Origin of the sequence: Altericista sp. CCNU0014, from assembly GCF_044923475.1 — a bacterium.
GTDB lineage: Bacteria > Cyanobacteriota > Cyanobacteriia > Thermosynechococcales > Thermosynechococcaceae > JAAURS01.
Genome location: NZ_CP137338.1, coordinates 4,831,092 through 4,849,506, shown reverse-complemented (window position 1 = coordinate 4,849,506; position 18,415 = coordinate 4,831,092). Strand labels below are relative to the sequence as shown.

The following is an 18,415-nucleotide window of genomic DNA, read 5'->3' as shown; positions in this document are numbered from 1 at the left end:
CCATTGAGGGGCTTACCGATCTCTATGATTTGTTAATGCTCTCTTCTGGGGCGATGACCAATCGAATCGATCGATTGGAGCAGGAGGGAGTCGTCGTCCGCATTCGGGATGCAGAGGATCGGCGCAGCGTCAGCGTGCAACTGACTCCCAAAGGCATTGAACTAATGGATCGGGTCATGCCCATTTTGTTTGCGAAGGAAAAGCAATTTCTCCAGCAATTCACTCAGACTGAACTGCAAACTTTCACGCAGTTGCTCCGTCGGTTTTTGTTGTCATTCGATGAGCAAGATCGATGGGCTAACCATAAAACCTAACCTTTACCTTAATCCGTTGGAGAACCTCCATCCTGATTCCGAGCGAGTAAAATTCCGAAAGGGAGAGGTTAAGGAGATAGATATCAAAGGAGGTTTTGGAATGAATATATCCAATATTTTGGTAACAGGAGGGATTGGTGCGCTGGGTTCCCTTGTGGTCGATTGCCTGCAAACTGCGGATCGCAACGTGCAGATTCTCAGTCGTAGTGAACGTTCCGGCGCTGTTCAAGGAGACTTGCTAACGGGGCAAGGCTTAGAGCAAGCTGTCAAAGGAATGGATACGATCGTTCACTGCGCGTCAAGTCCCACGAATCCGCGTCAAGTCGATGTCGAAGGAACGAAACGCTTGCTCCGAGCAGCAGAACAGGTCTATCCCTACTATGCCGCGAAGTATGAAGTTGAACAGACGATCGAACAAGCTTCGATCCCGTGGACTATTCTCAGAGCAACACAATTTCATGAGTTTGTTCTGATGCCAAACGAGCCGTCTATGTGGTCTTAGGCATCAATCGCGAGGGCAATAAGGACTTACTGGGGCTATGGACTGGAGAAGCAGAAAGTGAGGGGGCAAAGTTCTGCTTAAAAGTCCTCACAGACCTCAAAAATCGGGGACTTCAGGATATCCTAATTGCCTGTGTCGATGGGTTGAGCGGCTTTCCCCAGGCCATTGAAGCACTTTACCCCAACACTCAGGTTCAACTGTGCATTGTCCATTTAATCCGTAACTGTTTGCGCTATGTGCCTTGGAAAGATAGCAAAGCGGTTGTGGCTGACCTCAAACCCATTTACCAAGCCGCTACCCTCCAAGAGGCAGAAACAGCGCTGGATGCCTTTGCGGCTAAGTGGGATGGCCTGTATCCTGCTATCAGCCAAATCTGGATTCGGCATTGGGAGAATGTCATTCCTATTTTTGATTATCCGATGGATATTCGTCGGGTCATCTACACCACCAATGCCATTGAGTCTCTTAATCGCTCTCTGCGTAAGGTCATCAAGACCAAGACTGTTTTCCCAGATGAGGAGTCTGTGTTTAAGCCGATGTATTTAGCGATGAATAATATTGCCAAAAGATAGAGCCGACCTATCAAAAATTGGAAGGCTGCTCTGTCTCATTTTGCTATCCTTTTTCCAGGACGCTTCAATCACTGACCTTTTTCGCCCTTACACAAAATTCCGATCGCTCTCACTGCCATTACGCTGGCATCTACAAAATCAATACGGCTGTCGGCGTACTGTGCCAAAATCTCAGCGATGCGGATTAAATCGACTTCGGTTAGTGCAACAACGCAAAATCGACTTTTTGGAAGACCTCTAAGAAAGGCAACGACTGTTGTATTACCTGCATCGCGTCCCAGTAAATATGCGACTTCAGCAAGAACCGTTTGAGGAAACCAGATAGGCTGCTGTTGCTTGTAAATGGGGGCTACATCTTGATGTCTTGCATCTGTCTGGTTGAGTAAGGCCACAATAAAGCCCGTGTCAGCTATGGCTGCTCTTGTTTCCATGTCCATCCTGATGTTTCAGTAATTGACTGTTGCAGAATGTCTTCAGACTGAGTTGCTAGGTTGGGAGATCCTGCAAACAGGCCAACTAAAGGGTCATCATCAATCGCATTGTCATCAAGCGCTTGAATTTGGAGGTAAGAGAGCACTGCCTCTGTGATAACTGCTTCTGTGGTTTGACCTCGCTTTTGAGCGAATTGAGTGAGTCGTTCGAGCAGGTTGGATCCAGGATTCCATTGAACTTCAGAATTAGCCATACATCATCTCTCCACTCAAACCTGATATTGACGAATTGACTCAAAATGATGCAGATCAGAAAAATTTAGAGACTGCTGGTTGCAAACCTCAGGGGAAAATAATGGCTTTAGATGCCAAATTCCTCAAGATATTCTTTGATGCCCGCGTCTAAATCTTGTAAAGCCTCATCTAAACTGGAGTAGGCGTCTTTGCCCTCATAAACTGTGCCACCTTCATCATAGGCAACTACAAAAGCTGAAATCATATAATTCCCTAGCCCGATTTCAACTCGCCCAATCTCGTTCACAAAACGAGTGAGAGTAGGGTACTTAGCTTCTAAGTATTTTGATATCGTCATATTAGTTTTCCTCACTTTCACTCTGTAACAATAAAGTCTTCATGGTTGAATGATTTTTGGCCTCTAATGGTGCGAATGAGCAGTGCAGCAAGATGTACAACGATCAGTAAGCTTACCCAAATATGAACAAAATTTGATGGCGTTTAATTTGTTGGTTCAGACTTCGTTTTTGCAAAGCCAATATACCACCCATATAATGCCGCGACAGTAGCACCAACAATGGCACCGTGAACAAGCCCAATTGCTCCGCCTATCGATGCGCCCCCAATGGTCATCACTACAATGCGATCGGCTTTATCCCAAAAGCAGGCTGGGGTGGGTTGAACCGTTGGTTGTTCATGTTGACCGAGGGAGTCTGGAGAGATTTCTCGGGTCAAGGGTTCTGGGGTCTGACGCATTTTGCAATCTATCCTCATGAACGCAGATATTTTTAGCATAAAGCATGGAAAGGTTTTGGGCGCGATCGCCGTTCTGGGACAAGGGCGATCGCCTAGGAGGAGCGATGCCTTGCCTAGATCAGATCCATTTCGCATAATGAGTTGGTCAGCCCTGCTGTAGAGCTACCTTGAACTGACTTTCAGAAAATTCGACAATAACTGTTGCTGCAAAGCCAATGAACATTGCTAAAGCAAAGTGAGGAAAATTATCCGACACGAGCACTGTACATGCTGACACTGAATGGGGAATGATAGAAATATCATTATAATTCTGAGAGAAATGATAATTGCTAAACAGCGGCACTTTAAATTAGCTCACCCTTTAATTCGTTTTCTGACTTTTATTTTTTTTGGTTTATCTCTAGCCATTTTTTTTGTCTTGTCTTAGTCATTACTTAATTTTTGCGTTAATAAGTTTAATTCAATCTGTAGTAGTTCGGAGATTTTGGGAAAAAAGAACTTCAGAAGAAGATTCATTAAAGAAAACAATAGAAGCTATTCAAGCAAGTCTAGCCAAACTCAAGAGCAAATACCAAGGTGAATTGAGTGATTTACTGAAAGCAAATCACGAACTCAAAATCTTTCTAGATTTCACCAAATCTGAGAATGAAAAACTTAAAAATATCCCCAAATCAACTATAGAAATATTAAGTGAAGAAATATTGAATGAAGCAATTTTGTATGAAATCAAATCCCAGGGGCTAGAAGAAAAACTAATTCGAGATCGTCAAACTTTTGAATTAAAATTTAATAGGCTATCTCAAAAAATCAAGCAGCGAACGACAGAGAAAAACAATCATAAACTCGAAAATCAGGCGTTATTAGAAAAACTCAGACATTTAGAGCAAGAGTTTCACAACAACAAAAAGGTAGAAGTATCTTCTTTGGAAAATAAACGACTGACCCGTCGTCCGAACGATATGTGGGATGTTAAGTTTGCAAGGATGGCATCTATTGAGCTTAATCCATTTCCAGAAAACCTCAAGCAAAAGGCTCAAGAGCATTATAATGACACTTCTTTTGTTAGCCTCAATGCTACCGTAGATTTTCTAAGACATAAATTCTCAAACTATGAATTCTTATGTCGAGAGTTAAGAAATTTTGATGAAGAAGCACGTCATATTCTCAAGTGTAGGGTGAATGCAGAGATATGGAAAAATCTTTACAAGTAAAATCTCAGTTTGTCTATGAGCTTAGGATTTTCAAAAATTTAGTATTTTTGAATTGTAAAATTTTCTATGCTACTAGCATTTTTTGCGATTTTTGATTCTAAAAGACGACGACTTTAACAAAATAACCCCTTAGAAATATAACCACACAAGATTTCTGTTAGGCCTATGTGATCGCAGTCTCTGGCAAAGCACCCTGCATTTTCCCCAACCACTCAATCAGATGCTCAAGCTGCTGGTCGGCTTTCAGCATGCCTAAGCCGCGCACCGTTACTTTACCCGTGCTGTATACAAACCGCGATCGCAGATGTTCCGGTAAATTCTCTGCAAGTAAATTCCATGCAGGTTCCTCCATCGGAGTTTCCAGAATGACGTGTTGTTTTGCTTCCGGCTTAATGCGAGAAAACCCTAGGGATTTTGCAATTTGCTTGAGTTCCACAATTCGTACCAATTGCTGGGCCGCAGGCGGTGGAGAACCATAGCGATCGCACCAGTCCACCACAATTTGCGTGAGTTCCTGCTTGGAATTCGCAGAAGCCACGACACGGTAAGCACTCATCTTTTGGTCGAGGTCGGGGATGTAGTCTGAGGGAATGAAGGCCGTGAGGCTGAGGTCGATTTGGGTGTCGTCTACCTGGGGAATAGCCTGACCGCGAATTTCGTTAATGGCTTCTTGCAACATTTCCATGTAGAGGTCAAAGCCAATTACATCCATTTGACCCGATTGTTCTGCACCCAAGAGATTGCCCACGCCGCGAATTTCCATATCTCGCATTGCAAGCTGATAGCCGGAACCAAGTTGGGTAAATTCCTGGAGTGCCCGTAACCGCTGTCGGGCCACATCAGTTAGCGAATGGGCGTTGGGGTAAAACAGCCATGCATGGGCCTGGATGCCAGCGCGACCGACCCGTCCCCGCAACTGGTAGAGCTGGGATAACCCGAACTTTTGAGCATCTTCAATCACAATGGTATTGACTCGGGGGATATCTAGCCCCGATTCGATGATGGTGGTACAAACCAAGATATCCGCATCCCCATTGCCGAAGGTGAGCATGGTGGCTTCCAGTTCGCCTTCGTTCATTTGGCCGTGAGCTATTTCAATGCGGGCGCTAGGCACCATCTCTTGGAGCTTGGCAGAAATCTCTTCAATCCCTTCCACGCGGGGCACCACATAAAACACCTGACCGCCTCGGTCTAGCTCTTGGCGCACTGCACTACGAATAGTTTCAGCATCGTAGGGGGAAAGATGCGTTTTGATGGGGCGACGGGCGGGAGGTGGGGTGGTAATGAGGCTCATCTCTCGCACGCCAGAGAGCGCCATGTAGAGGGTGCGCGGAATGGGCGTGGCACTGAGAGTTAGTACGTCTACTTGGGTTTTGAGAGATTTAATTTTCTCTTTTTGGTTGACGCCAAAGCGCTGTTCTTCGTCGATGACCAACAGCCCCAGATCTTTGAAGTTTACGCCTTTGCCTAAGAGCTGATGGGTGCCCACCACAATATCTAACTCTCCAGTTTGGAGGCGCTGCTGGATGGTGCGGCGTTCTTCGGCGGAGCGGAAACGGTTGAGCAATCCTACTTCAATGGGGTAAGGCGAAAACCGTTCCTTGAGGGTGTGATAGTGCTGCTGGGTCAAAATGGTAGTAGGGGCTAGGAGTGCAACTTGCTTACCTGCTGTCACTGCCTTAAAGATGGCGCGGATGGCAACTTCCGTTTTGCCAAAGCCCACATCGCCGCAGACCAGCCGATCCATTGGGCGATCGCCTTCCATGTCTCGCTTCACGTCCTGGGTAGCCTTGAGCTGATCGGGGGTGGGTTGGTAGGGGAAGGAATCTTCCATTTCGGCTTGCCAGGGCTGATCGATGGGGTAAGAGAAGCCTTCTTGGTGCGATCGCTGAGCATAAAGCTGAAGCAAATCCACCGCCAGCTTTTTGATCGCCTTGCGAACCTTTCCCTTCGTCTTTTCCCAGGCCTTACTGGACATCTTGTTGAGTTCGGGAGGGTGGTTCGTCGTGGCGCGGAACCGCGAGAGCGCCCCCAACTGATCCGCCGCCACCCGCAGCAGGCCATCGCCGTACTGAATAACTAGGTACTCGCGAGTTTCTTGATTGATGGTGAGGCTTTCGAGTTTGATAAACTTTCCAACGCCATGGTTGCGATGGACGACGTAATCTCCCGGCTGAAGCTTGTTGGGGTCAACCTGCTTGGAGGCTGCCCGACGACGTTTGCGGATATAGCTGGGCGTGGTGAGCGTATGCTGTCCAAAAAATTCCCGATCCGTCACCAGCACCACGCGGAACGTGGGCAGAATAAAGCCCTCCAGTTCTGCCAGCCCCGAATACTTGAGCGCCACGGGGGTTTTGTGCTCGTGGAGCTTATCGATCGCCGGAAAGTCCCTCGGATTGGGCACAAACTGTGCCGGACAGTCGTGTTCTTGCAACAGCGACACCGATCGCGAGGGCTGTGCCGAGACTAGCCAGATTTGGAACTTGCGATCGCGTTCTGTCCTCAGCGTCTCTGCTAATTTCCCAAACTGATGGGGCAGGGCAGGTACGGGCCGACTGGCAAGGTTCAATCCCTGATTTTCAACCGCCAGCTCGTTCAGCCGAACTTTCTCAAAGATGCTGAGTTGTTCTAGTCCATCAGCAAACGACTGATGGATTTTAGGGAGCGCCAGTCCATTTCGATCGAGGGACTGCCAATGTTCTTCGGCGTGTTCCACCCAGCGATCGCAGTGGGCTTGGCATTGCTCCGGTTCGTCAATGGCGATGAGGGTGTTTTCGGGCAGGTAGTCCAGCAGCGAGGCGGGTTGTCTAAAGGCAATGCCTAAGAAGCGGCGCGCGCCTTCTAGGGTGCCGTTCTCCAGTTGGTCTTGGGCTGGAGGCGAGAGATGCTCTTGAACTTGCTGGCGCTGGGCGTCGGTAAGGTGGGCGACGGTGATGGGTTGAAAGCTAGTGGGGGTGAGGGTGATTTGGGTAATGCTATCGAGCGATCGCTGGGAGGCGGGGTCAAATTCTCGCAGTTTATCCAGTTCGTCGCCAAACCATTCCAACCGCACGGGCAGCTCTGCGGAAACGGGGAACACGTCGATGATGTCGCCGCGCCGACTCCATTGGCCTTCGGTTTCGACGAGGGAGACACGTTCGTAGCCCTGGGTTGCTAACTGACGGCTCAAGGTTTCGAGGTTGTATTCCATGCCCTTGTGAAGGGTCAGACAGTAGGGCCGGAATGCCTCCACGGGGGGCAGATGGGGCTGGAGCGATCGCTCGGTGGCGACTAGGGCGATCGGTTGGCTGGGGTCGAGCAGTTCGGCAAGGACTTGGAGCTGTCCCCAGGTCATTTCGGCTTCGAGGTCAAAGGCTTCGTAGGGGGAGGATTCGGCGGTGGGGTAAAACTGGACGGTGGCCCAACCCATGGCTTCGAGCTGTGCGGCCCAGCGGCCTGCTTCTTCTAGGGTGGCGGTGATGACGCACAGGTGTTGGCTGCGGGCTTGGGCAAGGGCGGAGGCGACGAGTCCTTTGGGTAGACGTGCCAAGCCGCTCAGGTGGAGATCCTGAGTTTGGGTGAGTTTGGCGAGGAGTTCTTCTGTGAGGCGCGATCGGCCTAGGGAGCGAACGAGTGCGGAAAATGTCATAGCCTTTGCAGTTCTCTAGCCCTGGGAGCGTAGCAGGGTTAGGCCAGTAATGTAAAACGGTCTGTTGGCTATTCTAAGGAATTGGGAGGCTGCTGGGGGCAGATTGGGTCGATTGAGCCAGTCGTGGGGGGTGACGCGACACGAACGGCAACGGTAGAGGGTGGCGATGAGGACATCCGCCTATTATCGCGGTTTGTGAGCAAATGCCCACCCTACTTTTTTGTGCTGCCTGCTGGTGCCAATTTATTTTAGATTATCAAATGTTAGGTGGTGCTCAAGCGGGGGTAATGTTCTGCCACAACTCGGCTACAACAAATCTCGACAAATGTCCTACGTTCGTTGTGGCAATGACAATATCTGAGGCTGATAGGGTCATTGCTTGAGCAACCAGAATCATATCGCCGTCGATTGTGTTGTCTCCTGCTGTGGGTTGGCCTTGCTGGCGAGCTTGTGCCCACAGTTGAGCTGCTTGACGCATTGCAATGGTTGTAATGGGTAAATACTCAAGAATTTTGGCTAAATCATCTAGTCGGGCAATGCCTTTGGCCTTATTTGCTCTTAATAGCTCACGTCGAACTTCGTAGTCTGCAATCTCTGGAATAATGGCGCGGTTCCCTGATGTGATATGGGTCTGGAGCCATTGGGCGCAAGCAATGCTCTGGGCAGACAGTTTTGGATTGGTGACTAGGCCAAGTGGGCCTGTATCTAGCAGGATGACTCGGCTCACCAGGTAATACCCTTCATCTCAAGGGGAAATAATTTGCGATCAGACAATCGATCTTCATCTAAGGCATGAATCAAGTACTGTCCTGTTTCTTGCTGTTCTGACTCATCTTCGTCATCGATCCAGGACTGGAGCAGGTTAACGGCTTCGGTTTGCTTTTGCTTTAATGAGATTGAATTTGTCAAAAGTTGCATTGCCATGACTTCTACTGAAAGCCCGTGCTGATTGGCTTCCCGTACAAGATATTGCTCTAGTTCTGGTGAGAGGTTAAGGGTTAGCGTCATAAGTCTTTGTGAGGATACACCTTATATCTTACCTCTATAAAATTGAAGCTAGCTTGATGCTCCCAATAAGTAAGATTTAGGCTACTGTTCTCCCCCAGATCTTAAGTCACCTAACATTTGAGAGAAGGTATGTTCAAGAATTCAATCATGGCAACAACCATCACCTACTGATGATATCGAACCTGTGCCCAGCGGGTCTGTTTATCATCAGATAGCGTTGTTTCAATTCTAATGTTGCAAAATTCTTCAATATAGTCCTTTAGTGCAAAGGCAGTCGCGAGGGCTTTCCTGTCCTCAGGGATATATTCTGCCAAAGTTTTGGGCATTACAACAATACACTTAGCCATTGCACGAGACACGGCAACATTTGTTCGTTCAAGCTGCATCAGAAAAGACTCTTCACCACTAATTACATCCGTATCACCGATGCCAAATGTCACAATAATGGTGTGCCGCTGACCGCCCTGAAAGCGTTCGACGGTGTCCACTGCACTGTCGATAAAGTCTTTCTCTCCAGGAAATAGCTGCTCTAGTTCGCGAATGACGAGAGCACGCTGTGCTCGATGTGGTGTTACAATTCCTAAACACTTGTCCCAGAAATGCTCTGGAGTGGGAGTAACGTGGTTCACCGTACCACGTCCGTCGAGTTCAGCACTAACAGACTGGCGTAACATCCAAACAGCACCTGCAACTACTCGTGCTTCAAAATGATTGCCTTGGGAAGACACATCATCCTCATGAAGTAGCGTTACGACTTTGTGATTTGGTGTCAGTATGTCTGAAAAAGCTTCACACCAAGGGAGCGTTGCTGGATACACCAACTTTGGTGGGAGTGGACTCATCATATTTAGAGCCGTGTTCGGGAAATGAGATTGCAGCGTTGGTGGATATCCAATTTTCTTGGCGAATTCCACAATGTGATCATTTGAACGATAATTCGTCTCTAGTATGCAGTCCTGTACGGGTTGTGAAAATTGTCGTTTAAGGAGATATGTCTGGATGCTCCCAACAAGATATGCTGCATCAGTCGGTGGCTCAATTGAAGTGATCGGTGGCATCTGTAAGTAGTCGCCAGCAATGATGAGCCTAGCATCGTCTTTAAGTCCGCACAGTGCGGAAAGCGCATATGATACTGGAACCTGAGAACTCTCATCAATAATGACAACGTCAAATAAAGGCTGGACAAAAGATCCCATTAGCTCATTAGGAAAGCGCCGAGATTGACGAATCTGGCATCCCAGAATGACAACACCAGAACTGCTGTTCAGCTCTGCAAGAAATTGCTGATAGTTGACATCTGATTGGTCAATGCTTATTGGAGTATAAGATACATGATTTGATAAGCCCGTGGGAACTATTCCGAGTGCTCGACCGCGTGAGTATGCAACATACATCGACCCACTAGCTGTCGAGTCTTTAGAGAGAAGATCTGCCGAGCGATTCATCACTTCCTCGACGGCCTTATATGTTGGGCCTGTCACTAAAACCTTTAGTGATTGGCCCTGGGCAACGGCATCTTGAGTGAGACCGTGAATTAAGGCAGCTAGAGTGTTTGTTTTTCCGGTGCCTGGTGGCCCCCAAATGATGGTTAAGGCACGTTCAGCCGCATGCTCAACCGCAGCAGTCTGTGAGGGATTCAATCCATCTATCCTTGTAACGTAGGATGCGATGGCGTTAGAATCCGGACTTGATATAACTGTTTTTTGTTCAAGACTTTCGGCGTTCCATAAAACGTGTGCAGCCATTGTTGTAGGGGTGGTTTTCTTTCCGCCACGCCGAGCTGTTGGTGCGAGACCCATTGCGTCTGCTGCATTTTGGTCGGGAACTGCTATGGCTGGGTTGCCAATTTCTTTTAGAATGTCCTTGCTGTAAATGCTCCAATCGAAACTTTTGGGGCTTTTTGATTCCAATAAGAATACATCTGCTAGAAGGTCAACACTTGAATTTGCCATTAAGTATGGAACAAACTGAGGATCGTTGTCATAAGTAATCTCCACATGTGCCTTTGCTTGGACACGGTCAAACTGCTTGAGCTTAACCTTGAGAACAGACCATAGAGGAAAATGTAGAACATTAGGATCTCCGAGAAAAGGAGGAGACGTTGATGAAAGTATTGCCGTTGCATGCTCAAGTGGCATACCAGGCCGTCCAAGCTTACCCAGGGTGAGCATACTATCTTCTTTGAATTTCGCCTCCGTTGATCCTGAAGCTACGTCAAACTCATACAACGTCTGAGACAATTGTGTTCCGTTTTTCAATACGATGGCCTCATACGTTGCTTCAAGACGTTCTCCATCTAAGGACAACCGAATATGCGCTTCCAGTTGCGAAGCGTTAAAATTGAGACTGTCCCACCAAATCCATAGTTTTCCGTCGAATGCCACCTGTGTAGCACCCTGTGGAATTGTCGTAGAAATAGATGTTGCTTTCGCTTTGAATTGACCTCTATAATCTGTGCGAAGCCTCTCACAAACTGATTCAAGTGCCTTGGACTGCTTGGCAAGCGCATTTGAGAATGCTGTAATCAAAGTGTTTCGTGGGAAGATAGCCGTACCACGTTTAAGTTGCGGTGTATTACTCCATATTTCATAGATACGTTCGCGTGGGATACCATTGTTTAAGTACTCACGATAGTAAGAGTCCCTCTCGGTCTGAACGTAGTTTGATGGGTAATGCTCTGCCGTATCGAAAAGTGTAATGACGTGAGGTGTGGGCGTGAATACCATCCGCCGTACAATGTCTTCAACTATCACAACTGTCGAGGCTTCCAAAGATTCAGGTCTTGCAAGAAATTCCTCAGGTGGGAAAATCCAGGCGAGCGACTTTACCTTCTTTATTGATAGTGCAAGGACACGAGGAAGGTGACGCCCCATTGCATTACAAAGCTCCTTGAACTGGCGCTCATCCCAAAAGTGAATTTGGCCTTTTAGACCGCTTGTTACTAGACTTTCTGCGGTATTAATGCAGTCTCCAAGGTTGCTTAAGAAAGCTTCTAATGCAACCCACTCAGCGTTGAGTGTTTTCTCATCAACCACGTATGGAACGGATTGAAAGCGCCTCGGACTTTGACCTGCTGTAAAGTTTGTGGCCACACCAGATAGTGCCAGACCCGTAAGTAAGCCGGAACTCGAATCGAAGTTGACACTTGCAAATAACAATAGATTGGCACTTGGTACAAGCGAAGCAATAACTGCATTTTGGTCGTTGGATATTGAACCAGATAGAATTGCTACCGAACGTACAGGTAAGTTTCGAGCATCACGTTTGAGAACAGTATGTTCCTGTAAAGCAGAATGTCCAGCCGCGTTCGCCAAATCCCCTGTTGTTGATACTGCATTGCTTTGAAGAATTTTCTTCGCTCCGCGTGTGATGCCAGGAACTAGACACAAATGTCCGCTCATGCTGGCTGCTGGCATGCAGTAGTGGGCAGGATTAGCATCGACTCTTACTTTCTGAGCATTGCCTAGGTGTCGCTTGTCCCCCAGCCAGTCACAATTACTGCATGTACTGTTGACGTGCCATTCTAGATTTGTCCATGCGCCCAATGTACTATCTCCAATTCGGATGACTCTTGCCACATCCTCTAAAAATCTGCGAACTGAAGCAATATAGAACCGTAAATTTGCATCCTCGGAATCAGCTACCAAAGCCTTCAAAAGCTCTTCAGTCGTAGCACTGCCTGTTTGTTCGAGTTGGTCTAGAGCACTTTCGCCCTGTTTGAACCGCGTCCACAGGTATGCGTTTGTTGTAACGTAATAACGATCCTTTAATACCGGATGATGATGAAGCCAGTTTGCTAGCATTAATGCGTACATAGCGATTTCGGCGCAGTAGCTTGGATTAGCTTCGCTCGTGTGCTTTACATCAAAGATATCGATTCCTAAACGACGCTCTTGCGATTGATTGATAGCCTGTCGGAAGCCATTCGTTAAGACTTCTATATCTCCATCATATGGCTCATGGATGATCAAAACATCGGGAATGAAGTCTGCAATTTCAGGAATATTTGCAATATCAGCAGGTGATAGCCCTATGTTCTGCAAGGTCTGAGTTTTTTGTGATGTGATAGAGAACTTACCTTGTAATATTATAACTGGTGCTATAGTTTCGCTCAACAGATAGGTTTCTAGCTCTACATCGTTATAAGATTTAGAACCTTTATTATACCTTATAAGGTTAGAAAATAACCTAACTAATTGGTCGTTGCGCTCAATCTCAAACTCTTGACCATCAGTGGACAATCGACCAATTCCAGGACGCTTTACTGGTTCTGGAAGTCCGGCTGCACCCATTGTTTCTTTGTTATGCAGTGACAAATATAGTTCCTTGTCGCAGCGGGTACGCAAAAACATCGACAGAGTGCTCTTTGAGATCTTTTTCGCGGACATGGAAAGGGGCAATGGCATTTACATATCTCCTTATTTTCGACAAACATGAAAGTCATACTCGGTGGCAGCAATTGAAGCAGCCAACATATGGTTAGCCTGACGTTTGCCTGAAGCAGCGGTCGCTGCATCTCGGATCGATATAACTCGCCATTCAACACCCGAAGACTCAAGCGAATTGAGAATTAACTCCTTCGGATCTATCTTGGACGATGGAATAATTCCGAAACGAATATACATTTGAAGATCTCCCGCACGCGTACGAGCCATGTTTCTCCACACGGCACCCAGCGACTTCGCGAACATATCTTTCCCCGTATGCTGAATTTGTTCCGTATCTCCATATTTGACATAATCTGAGCCGCCTAAGAACCAGTTTCGTAGCCATTGATCTTCCACGTAGGTTCTCATCCCATAGTACGGGGGAGAAGTGATCACTACCGAAAAATCTCGTTTAGAAACCGGAAGGCTGCTAGTAAACCTAGAGTCTCCTAGGCGAGCATCAGCCAGCGTGACGCTCTTGGGCAGATCAGAACCCATAATACGAGAGAGCTTTCGATGCAATACAGCCAAAACATCAATTTCTGGAGGTATAAGTCCCTTATTTTTCCAAAATCGTACTGAATAGTCTGGTTTGGATGCAAAAGTTCGTGGCATCTGGTTTGAGAAATAGGACTGTGTCTCTAGTCCCTTACTCATTGGCCCGTGAAGGCAACCGAGCATCGCCGCCCTCAGGAGTACTGTTGCATTATTATCTCGCTTAACCTTAAGTAATTCATTTCGAATAGCGCAAACCTGCTTCAGAACTGATGGAGTAAATGCACACTGAAAAAACTCGGAGGTCGGCAATTCTAACACTGAATTGGTATTAATATACAACCGTGCTAACTTCAATGCAGATTTTATATCTACTTTACATAGCTTTGCTCGTGCAATGGCCACTGCAACTGGGGAACTATCAATACCCCGAGCCACTAGTCCGAGTTGACGAGAGGCAAACAAGGTTGTACCCCTCCCACAGAAAGGATCCATTACAATTGGCGAGTCTTTTCGATGCTCCTTCAATATTTCCAGTGGGTACTCCAAAGGGAACATTGTGAAGTACGGACAAATCGCATTTAGTGCGTTGTGAGGTTCATAAGCAAGAGATCTAGGCATATTGTCGTCGTCTTATAGAGCATCACACCCAGCTCTTCTCCATTATGTTATTTTCAACCCATGTTGCCCAAATGTAAAAACTTTGGTGCATGCAGACATATTTTACTTGAGTCAGAATACCCTCTCACAAAAACATAGCTATAAAATCACCAATTACGACTTATAATCACATAACATCTTTAAAGACTGAATTTTTAAACCAAACCTAAGATGAGTATTTATTTTAGTTACACAGAAAACATCATCATTTTTCTCTCGTCAAGAGATAACCGTATAATTACGGATCTTTTACCTAGATCCTGCGCTTAAGCCCAAGATTTTGAAGTATATTCCTGTCTTTAGCTCCCCACAAAACCATTTCGAGCATTTGTCTTGGTTAGTGTAGGAATTGGCGATCAATCATTCCCACCCACTCAACCACCATAAGCCAACCCACCCATAACAATCCAGCCTAAGCCGATCGCTAGAGTCAAACACAGCCGCCAAAACCAGAGCAAGCCATAAACCAGCATCCAGTACAATTGCTCAAGCGCCAACAGACAAAATCTCGTGAAAACAGACTCAATATTCTTCCAAATCTTCAAGGCCGACCCCGGCATCCTCTTTGAGCTAATGGGTCAGTCCCCCGACCTCGCTCAAAACTACGACTTTCGCTCCGTAGAAATCAAACAAGTCGCCTTCAGAATCGACGGTGTGTTTCTGCCCAAACCCAACGCAGCAGACCAGACCATCTGATTTCTAGAAGTACAGTTTCAGCATGTCCCATTGTTCTATCAGCGCTTCTTTGGCGAGATTTATTCTTACCTAAACCCCCATCCAAAAACTGTTGACTGGCAAGCCGTCGTCATCTTTCCGCGTCGCAGCATTGAACCGACTAACCGACATGTCTATCGAGCCAATCTCAACAGCGACTAAGTTCACCGAATTGACCTCGAAGACTTCAACGCCTTGGCTACCGAATCCCTCGGTATAGGTTTGATGCAGTTAATCTTGGCAGATAACAATGACGCCATCACCCAAGCCCAAGCACTGCTGTCAAAGACCCAAAACCAGGTTCAAACAGATCCCAAAATAGCTGCGATAATGGACATCATAGAAACCATAGTGGTTTACAAATTTCCAAAACTCAGCCGTAATGAAATTAAGCGTATGTTTGGCTTAAGCGAACTCCGAGAAACAAAAGTCTACCAAGAAGGCCATCAAGAGGGAGAACGATCGCTTATCCTCCGCCAACTCACGCGCCGCATCGGTAATGTGACATCAGAACTAGCAGTCAAAGTCCAAACCCTGTCACTCACCCAACTCGAATCCCTCGGAGAAGCCCTGCTGGATTTTTCTCAACCTGCTGACTTAATAACCTGGTTAGACGAGAATTGAGCCGTCTATCAAATTGAGCCGCTCATCAGTCAGCTTCTTAAATCTCTTGCCGCGTCATCACATTTTCTGGATTGTCGTCAGAGTCAGCAATGCGGCGGTCAAGTTCTTGCTTTTGCATGTCCGTTAGATCGGCACAAGCTCTATCCTCGGCAATGCCATCCCAAATAGCCTGAACGAGATTAATCCGATCTTCAATGCTTAAGGCTTCAATTTCATGTAAGGTAGCTGCGATGTCCATAATGTTAGCCGAGTAAAGAAAAAGGCAATGAAGTTACTCTAAATATATCGAATGAGGTCACGCTCTGCTTACGATCCAATGAAGCATTTGTCTTGATTGGCGTAGAGCTGGGCGATCGCCTAACATTAAGATTGCTCCCCTGCCAATTTCAGAACTTCGGCGTAAAGATCGGGCCTAATCCGAAAATTAGCCTGACAAATCAAAGCATCCATAATGGGGCCGACCATGGAGATGAGTTTTTGCCGTTTTGCTGCAAGCAAGATACCCAGGATTCCAGTAATTCTTAACCCTTGTCGTTTTGCTTCTTTGCGTCCAAGTCGTTCGTCGATGAGAAGCTGCGTTGCCTGAAGCTCAAGCGCTAAGACGATCGCGTTTGCTTCACCGGGGTCAAGGTTACTATCGCGCTCTAAATCGCTGACTCGTTGAGGGTCGCTAACGGCACGAACCTCTAGCCAGTTGGCAGTTTTTACAGATTGAGTGACTGGATGGTGGGAACCATTGGCAAGCAGTTCTTGATAAACTGCATCGGGAATAATGACAGTACCGAAGAGTGCAGGCAGTAGGTGAGCGTATTCAACCACAATGAGATTGGAAATAGGCGAGGTATCGCTGACAACAATCACAGCAGACCAAGTTCTTGTAGATTTTGAACGTCTTCGTGTAAATCGTTTACATCGTAATGAATGTAAAGATTATGGTTTGTGAGTAAAGATTGGAAGTCTAGTTGTGAGATGCCCAATATACGACTGGCTTTACCTAGGGAAATTTTCTCGCGCTGATAAAGCAGCAGCACGAGTTCTTGAAGTAATTCAACTTCTGATAGGCCGGAGGCTTGGACTAATTCATCTGAGATGACCAAACTCATGGGTGTTACAGAGAAAGCGGACTACTTGAGTATAACGACTGCATTCATCCAATCCTGGGTCTGTTAGGCATCCAAAGTTCCTACACCAACTTATGTCCGCAGCTAGAACAAAAGCGGTCTTCCGGCTCCGTCGCCGCACCGCATTGACTGCAGAAGCGCCGCACCTTAGCCTGAGGCTGAGTCGGTTGCGCGCTAGCCGAACTCATACTCAGATGCATATTGCCCATCCGCATCTCCATCGGACTCGAACTCATTTCCATATTTCCCATTTTCATTGGCTGCATTGGCTGCATCGGTGGCATAGATCCCATTGGACTCATGGGTTGCATGAGTTCCATTGGAGGAACGGACGAAGCTGCAGGCATTCCCCCAATCTGACTCATTTGCATTTGTTGAGCGCTGCTCAGAGATGGAGCACTGCTCATGCTGCTCGTGCTGCTGCCCTGTACCTGAATAAAATGCTCGCCCTGGGCTGTTGTTATTTTGAGAATGACACCCTGGGGCATTCGATACATTTCCGGCGGAGCCGTCCAGCTTCCAGTTCCAATGCTACTGCTCGACTGCTGCTGCTGACCGGGGCCACCGACCATTGTGGTGATCGTAGTCTGGGCACCTTGGTTATCGAGATAAATATTGTGGCCGGAGCCTAGTTCGCACAAATAAGCCATGCCGATATTTCTCAGGTATGCGCCTCTCCATTATCCTCAACTCATACTTTGGGCTTCACATTAGTTAACAAAACGTCCTGAGATCTTTGGCAGCGATCGCCCCCCTCTCGCAATCTGACGCTGCCGTAAGCAAATTAGCGCGCATGACGAAGAACACCGCAACCGCGCGATCGCGATCGCAGGGAGAAGCGGGCGAACTTGCAATACTACAAGTGGTTCGGGAAACTGAGCCATCAATGGGGAACACACAGCAGACCGACAGACTGGCTTAGTTTGTCGGTTTTTTATTTCAAAGCGCTAAAGGCATGGCCTTAGGTAGGGTCAAAACGCTCGATCGCGGAGATCGGGCCGTTATGGTTCAGAATCTGCATATTCAGCGATGTGCTGAATATGCGTAAGTTTTGATGTGCGATAGATGCAGCAATCCCCGCCTAATTTTGTCAAGGTTGTCAATTCAGCGAGGCCAGCCGTGAAAATCAGATCCGCTACACCTGATGATGTGTCGTTAATTTTCTCCTTCATCCAGAGAAAAGCAGAGTTTGACCGAAGCGTGGGCGCATTCTCTAGCGTCCTTCAGGTCTCTGAAGAAAAAATACGCAAAACCCTCTTTAGGGCAGTTCCTTTTGCCTACGTCCTGTTTGCAGAACACTCAGAACGCGAAATCGGATTTGCATTGTACGACTTTAGATACTCTTCCTTTGCAGGTCAACCCAGCATCTGGCTCGACGATCTGTATGTCGATGAAGCCCAGAGAAGCCAAGGGGCAGGGGCAGCATTGATGCAGCATCTTGCCGAAATTGCAGCAGAGAATAATTGCACCCATCTTGCCTGGAATGCCGATGCTCGGAATACTCGCGGGCTGAATTTCTATCACCGATTGGGAGCAGAAATAACAGAGCAACGCGGTAATCGATATTTCCTGAGATGGGTTCCGCAATCTACGGCATCAGATTTAAGCACATCCAACGCATGAACGAACCTAAATCGCCGTTGACAAGCCGATGCACTGACAAGCCAAAGGGGACAAACCGTAAAATTGCACACATTTCCGACATTGCTCGGCAAGAT

Annotated in this window: 19 protein-coding genes and 2 pseudogenes; 8 read left to right on the top strand and 13 right to left on the bottom strand. The window is 47.2% G+C overall.

Translation table 11 applies throughout. The annotated features are described in order from the left end of the window. The first annotated feature begins 2 nt into the window (after window positions 1-2). The 3 genes and pseudogenes from R6H26_RS23120 to R6H26_RS23110 form a co-directional block, all read left to right on the top strand. Window positions 3-314, top strand: a complete 312-nt coding sequence (locus R6H26_RS23120; RefSeq protein ID WP_404791427.1) for a MarR family winged helix-turn-helix transcriptional regulator — start codon at window positions 3-5, stop codon at window positions 312-314. Further along, window positions 280-816 (top strand): SDR family oxidoreductase, encoded by a 537-nt coding sequence (locus R6H26_RS23115; protein WP_404785905.1) that lies wholly within the window; start codon window positions 280-282, stop codon window positions 814-816. The genes R6H26_RS23120 and R6H26_RS23115 overlap by 35 nt, the downstream gene beginning before the upstream one ends. After that, a pseudogene (locus R6H26_RS23110) lies at window positions 789-1,463 on the top strand (IS256 family transposase); the annotation flags it as partial. The gene R6H26_RS23115 and the pseudogene R6H26_RS23110, both read left to right, overlap by 28 nt. Here R6H26_RS23110 and R6H26_RS23105 read toward each other — a convergent pair. The 4 genes from R6H26_RS23105 to R6H26_RS23090 form a co-directional block, all read right to left on the bottom strand. After that, window positions 1,457-1,819, bottom strand: a complete 363-nt coding sequence (locus R6H26_RS23105; RefSeq protein WP_404785904.1) for a type II toxin-antitoxin system VapC family toxin — start codon at window positions 1,817-1,819, stop codon at window positions 1,457-1,459. The pseudogene R6H26_RS23110 and the gene R6H26_RS23105 sit on opposite strands and share 7 nt — an antisense overlap. Continuing rightward, window positions 1,798-2,073 (bottom strand): hypothetical protein, encoded by a 276-nt coding sequence (locus tag R6H26_RS23100; protein ID WP_404785902.1) that lies wholly within the window; start codon window positions 2,071-2,073, stop codon window positions 1,798-1,800. Before R6H26_RS23100 ends, R6H26_RS23105 begins: the two co-directional genes overlap by 22 nt. Before the next feature lie 107 nt (window positions 2,074-2,180). After that, window positions 2,181-2,411: a hypothetical protein gene (locus R6H26_RS23095; RefSeq protein WP_404785901.1), complete on the bottom strand. Its 231-nt coding sequence runs from the start codon at window positions 2,409-2,411 to the stop codon at window positions 2,181-2,183. A 143-nt stretch (window positions 2,412-2,554) separates the two neighbouring features. Beyond that, a complete protein-coding gene (locus tag R6H26_RS23090; RefSeq protein WP_404785900.1) occupies window positions 2,555-2,944 on the bottom strand; it encodes a hypothetical protein in 390 nt (129 codons plus the stop codon). Window positions 2,945-3,222: 278 nt separating this feature from the next. Here R6H26_RS23090 and R6H26_RS23085 point away from each other — a divergent pair, with 278 nt between their 5' ends. Further along, the gene (locus R6H26_RS23085; protein WP_404785898.1) at window positions 3,223-4,020 is read left to right on the top strand and encodes a hypothetical protein; all 798 of its coding nucleotides are present in this window, start codon (window positions 3,223-3,225) and stop codon (window positions 4,018-4,020) included. Window positions 4,021-4,183: 163 nt separating this feature from the next. On the opposite strand, the gene mfd is transcribed toward R6H26_RS23085, so the two are convergent. From mfd to R6H26_RS23060, 5 genes are all read right to left on the bottom strand, one after another. Next, complete coding sequence (gene mfd / locus R6H26_RS23080; protein ID WP_404785896.1) at window positions 4,184-7,648, bottom strand: transcription-repair coupling factor; 3,465 nt, start codon at window positions 7,646-7,648, stop codon at window positions 4,184-4,186. 274 nt (window positions 7,649-7,922) lie between these two features. Next, window positions 7,923-8,375, bottom strand: coding sequence for a nuclease (locus tag R6H26_RS23075; protein WP_404785895.1), 453 nt, complete (start codon window positions 8,373-8,375; stop codon window positions 7,923-7,925). Then, window positions 8,372-8,656 carry a hypothetical protein gene (locus R6H26_RS23070; protein WP_404785893.1) on the bottom strand — a complete coding sequence of 95 codons (285 nt, stop codon included), beginning with the start codon at window positions 8,654-8,656 and terminating at the stop codon, window positions 8,372-8,374. Before R6H26_RS23070 ends, R6H26_RS23075 begins: the two co-directional genes overlap by 4 nt. Window positions 8,657-8,820: 164 nt before the next feature. After that, window positions 8,821-13,062: a DEAD/DEAH box helicase gene (locus R6H26_RS23065; RefSeq protein ID WP_404785892.1), complete on the bottom strand. Its 4,242-nt coding sequence runs from the start codon at window positions 13,060-13,062 to the stop codon at window positions 8,821-8,823. A 12-nt stretch (window positions 13,063-13,074) separates the two neighbouring features. Next, window positions 13,075-14,199, bottom strand: coding sequence for a DNA methyltransferase (locus R6H26_RS23060; RefSeq protein ID WP_404785890.1), 1,125 nt, complete (start codon window positions 14,197-14,199; stop codon window positions 13,075-13,077). A 549-nt stretch (window positions 14,200-14,748) separates the two neighbouring features. Here R6H26_RS23060 and R6H26_RS23055 point away from each other — a divergent pair. Together R6H26_RS23055 and R6H26_RS23050 are read left to right on the top strand one after the other, a co-directional pair. Further along, window positions 14,749-15,342: pseudogene (locus R6H26_RS23055) on the top strand (Rpn family recombination-promoting nuclease/putative transposase); the annotation flags it as partial. Between the two features lie 6 nt (window positions 15,343-15,348). Continuing rightward, a complete protein-coding gene (locus R6H26_RS23050) occupies window positions 15,349-15,576 on the top strand; it encodes a DUF4351 domain-containing protein (protein WP_404791425.1) in 228 nt (75 codons plus the stop codon). A gap of 37 nt (window positions 15,577-15,613) precedes the next feature. Here R6H26_RS23050 and R6H26_RS23045 read toward each other — a convergent pair whose 3' ends face one another. From R6H26_RS23045 to R6H26_RS23030, 4 genes are all read right to left on the bottom strand, one after another. Continuing rightward, complete coding sequence (locus R6H26_RS23045; RefSeq protein WP_404785889.1) at window positions 15,614-15,814, bottom strand: addiction module protein; 201 nt, start codon at window positions 15,812-15,814, stop codon at window positions 15,614-15,616. A gap of 125 nt (window positions 15,815-15,939) precedes the next feature. Then, window positions 15,940-16,437, bottom strand: a complete 498-nt coding sequence (locus R6H26_RS23040) for a DUF3368 domain-containing protein (protein ID WP_404785887.1) — start codon at window positions 16,435-16,437, stop codon at window positions 15,940-15,942. Then, the gene (locus R6H26_RS23035; protein WP_404785886.1) at window positions 16,434-16,679 is read right to left on the bottom strand and encodes a UPF0175 family protein; all 246 of its coding nucleotides are present in this window, start codon (window positions 16,677-16,679) and stop codon (window positions 16,434-16,436) included. The genes R6H26_RS23040 and R6H26_RS23035 overlap by 4 nt, the downstream gene beginning before the upstream one ends. A gap of 80 nt (window positions 16,680-16,759) precedes the next feature. After that, window positions 16,760-17,347: a zinc-ribbon domain-containing protein gene (locus tag R6H26_RS23030; RefSeq protein ID WP_404785884.1), complete on the bottom strand. Its 588-nt coding sequence runs from the start codon at window positions 17,345-17,347 to the stop codon at window positions 16,760-16,762. A gap of 143 nt (window positions 17,348-17,490) precedes the next feature. Between R6H26_RS23030 and R6H26_RS23025 the strand changes: the two genes are divergently transcribed. Together R6H26_RS23025 and R6H26_RS23020 are read left to right on the top strand one after the other, a co-directional pair. Beyond that, the gene (locus R6H26_RS23025) at window positions 17,491-17,619 is read left to right on the top strand and encodes a hypothetical protein (protein ID WP_404785883.1); all 129 of its coding nucleotides are present in this window, start codon (window positions 17,491-17,493) and stop codon (window positions 17,617-17,619) included. A gap of 197 nt (window positions 17,620-17,816) precedes the next feature. Further along, window positions 17,817-18,320 carry a GNAT family N-acetyltransferase gene (locus R6H26_RS23020; protein ID WP_404785881.1) on the top strand — a complete coding sequence of 168 codons (504 nt, stop codon included), beginning with the start codon at window positions 17,817-17,819 and terminating at the stop codon, window positions 18,318-18,320. Window positions 18,321-18,415: the final 95 nt, after the last annotated feature.

Excerpts from the sequence above, each read along its gene's own strand:
- R6H26_RS23115 (WP_404785905.1), top strand. The coding sequence starts at position 280 with ATGAGCAAGATCGATGGGCTAACCATAAAACCTAACCTTTACCTTAAT.
- R6H26_RS23105 (WP_404785904.1), bottom strand. The coding sequence starts at position 1,819 with ATGGAAACAAGAGCAGCCATAGCTGACACGGGCTTTATTGTGGCCTTA.
- R6H26_RS23100 (WP_404785902.1), bottom strand. The coding sequence starts at position 2,073 with ATGGCTAATTCTGAAGTTCAATGGAATCCTGGATCCAACCTGCTCGAA.
- R6H26_RS23095 (WP_404785901.1), bottom strand. The coding sequence starts at position 2,411 with ATGACGATATCAAAATACTTAGAAGCTAAGTACCCTACTCTCACTCGT.
- R6H26_RS23090 (WP_404785900.1), bottom strand. The coding sequence starts at position 2,944 with ATGCGAAATGGATCTGATCTAGGCAAGGCATCGCTCCTCCTAGGCGAT.
- mfd (WP_404785896.1), bottom strand. The coding sequence starts at position 7,648 with ATGACATTTTCCGCACTCGTTCGCTCCCTAGGCCGATCGCGCCTCACA.
- R6H26_RS23070 (WP_404785893.1), bottom strand. The coding sequence starts at position 8,656 with ATGACGCTAACCCTTAACCTCTCACCAGAACTAGAGCAATATCTTGTA.
- R6H26_RS23065 (WP_404785892.1), bottom strand. The coding sequence starts at position 13,062 with ATGCCATTGCCCCTTTCCATGTCCGCGAAAAAGATCTCAAAGAGCACT.
- R6H26_RS23060 (WP_404785890.1), bottom strand. The coding sequence starts at position 14,199 with ATGCCTAGATCTCTTGCTTATGAACCTCACAACGCACTAAATGCGATT.
- R6H26_RS23050 (WP_404791425.1), top strand. The coding sequence starts at position 15,349 with ATGTTTGGCTTAAGCGAACTCCGAGAAACAAAAGTCTACCAAGAAGGC.
- R6H26_RS23045 (WP_404785889.1), bottom strand. The coding sequence starts at position 15,814 with ATGGACATCGCAGCTACCTTACATGAAATTGAAGCCTTAAGCATTGAA.
- R6H26_RS23035 (WP_404785886.1), bottom strand. The coding sequence starts at position 16,679 with ATGAGTTTGGTCATCTCAGATGAATTAGTCCAAGCCTCCGGCCTATCA.
- R6H26_RS23030 (WP_404785884.1), bottom strand. The coding sequence starts at position 17,347 with ATGGCTTATTTGTGCGAACTAGGCTCCGGCCACAATATTTATCTCGAT.
- R6H26_RS23025 (WP_404785883.1), top strand. The coding sequence starts at position 17,491 with ATGACGAAGAACACCGCAACCGCGCGATCGCGATCGCAGGGAGAAGCG.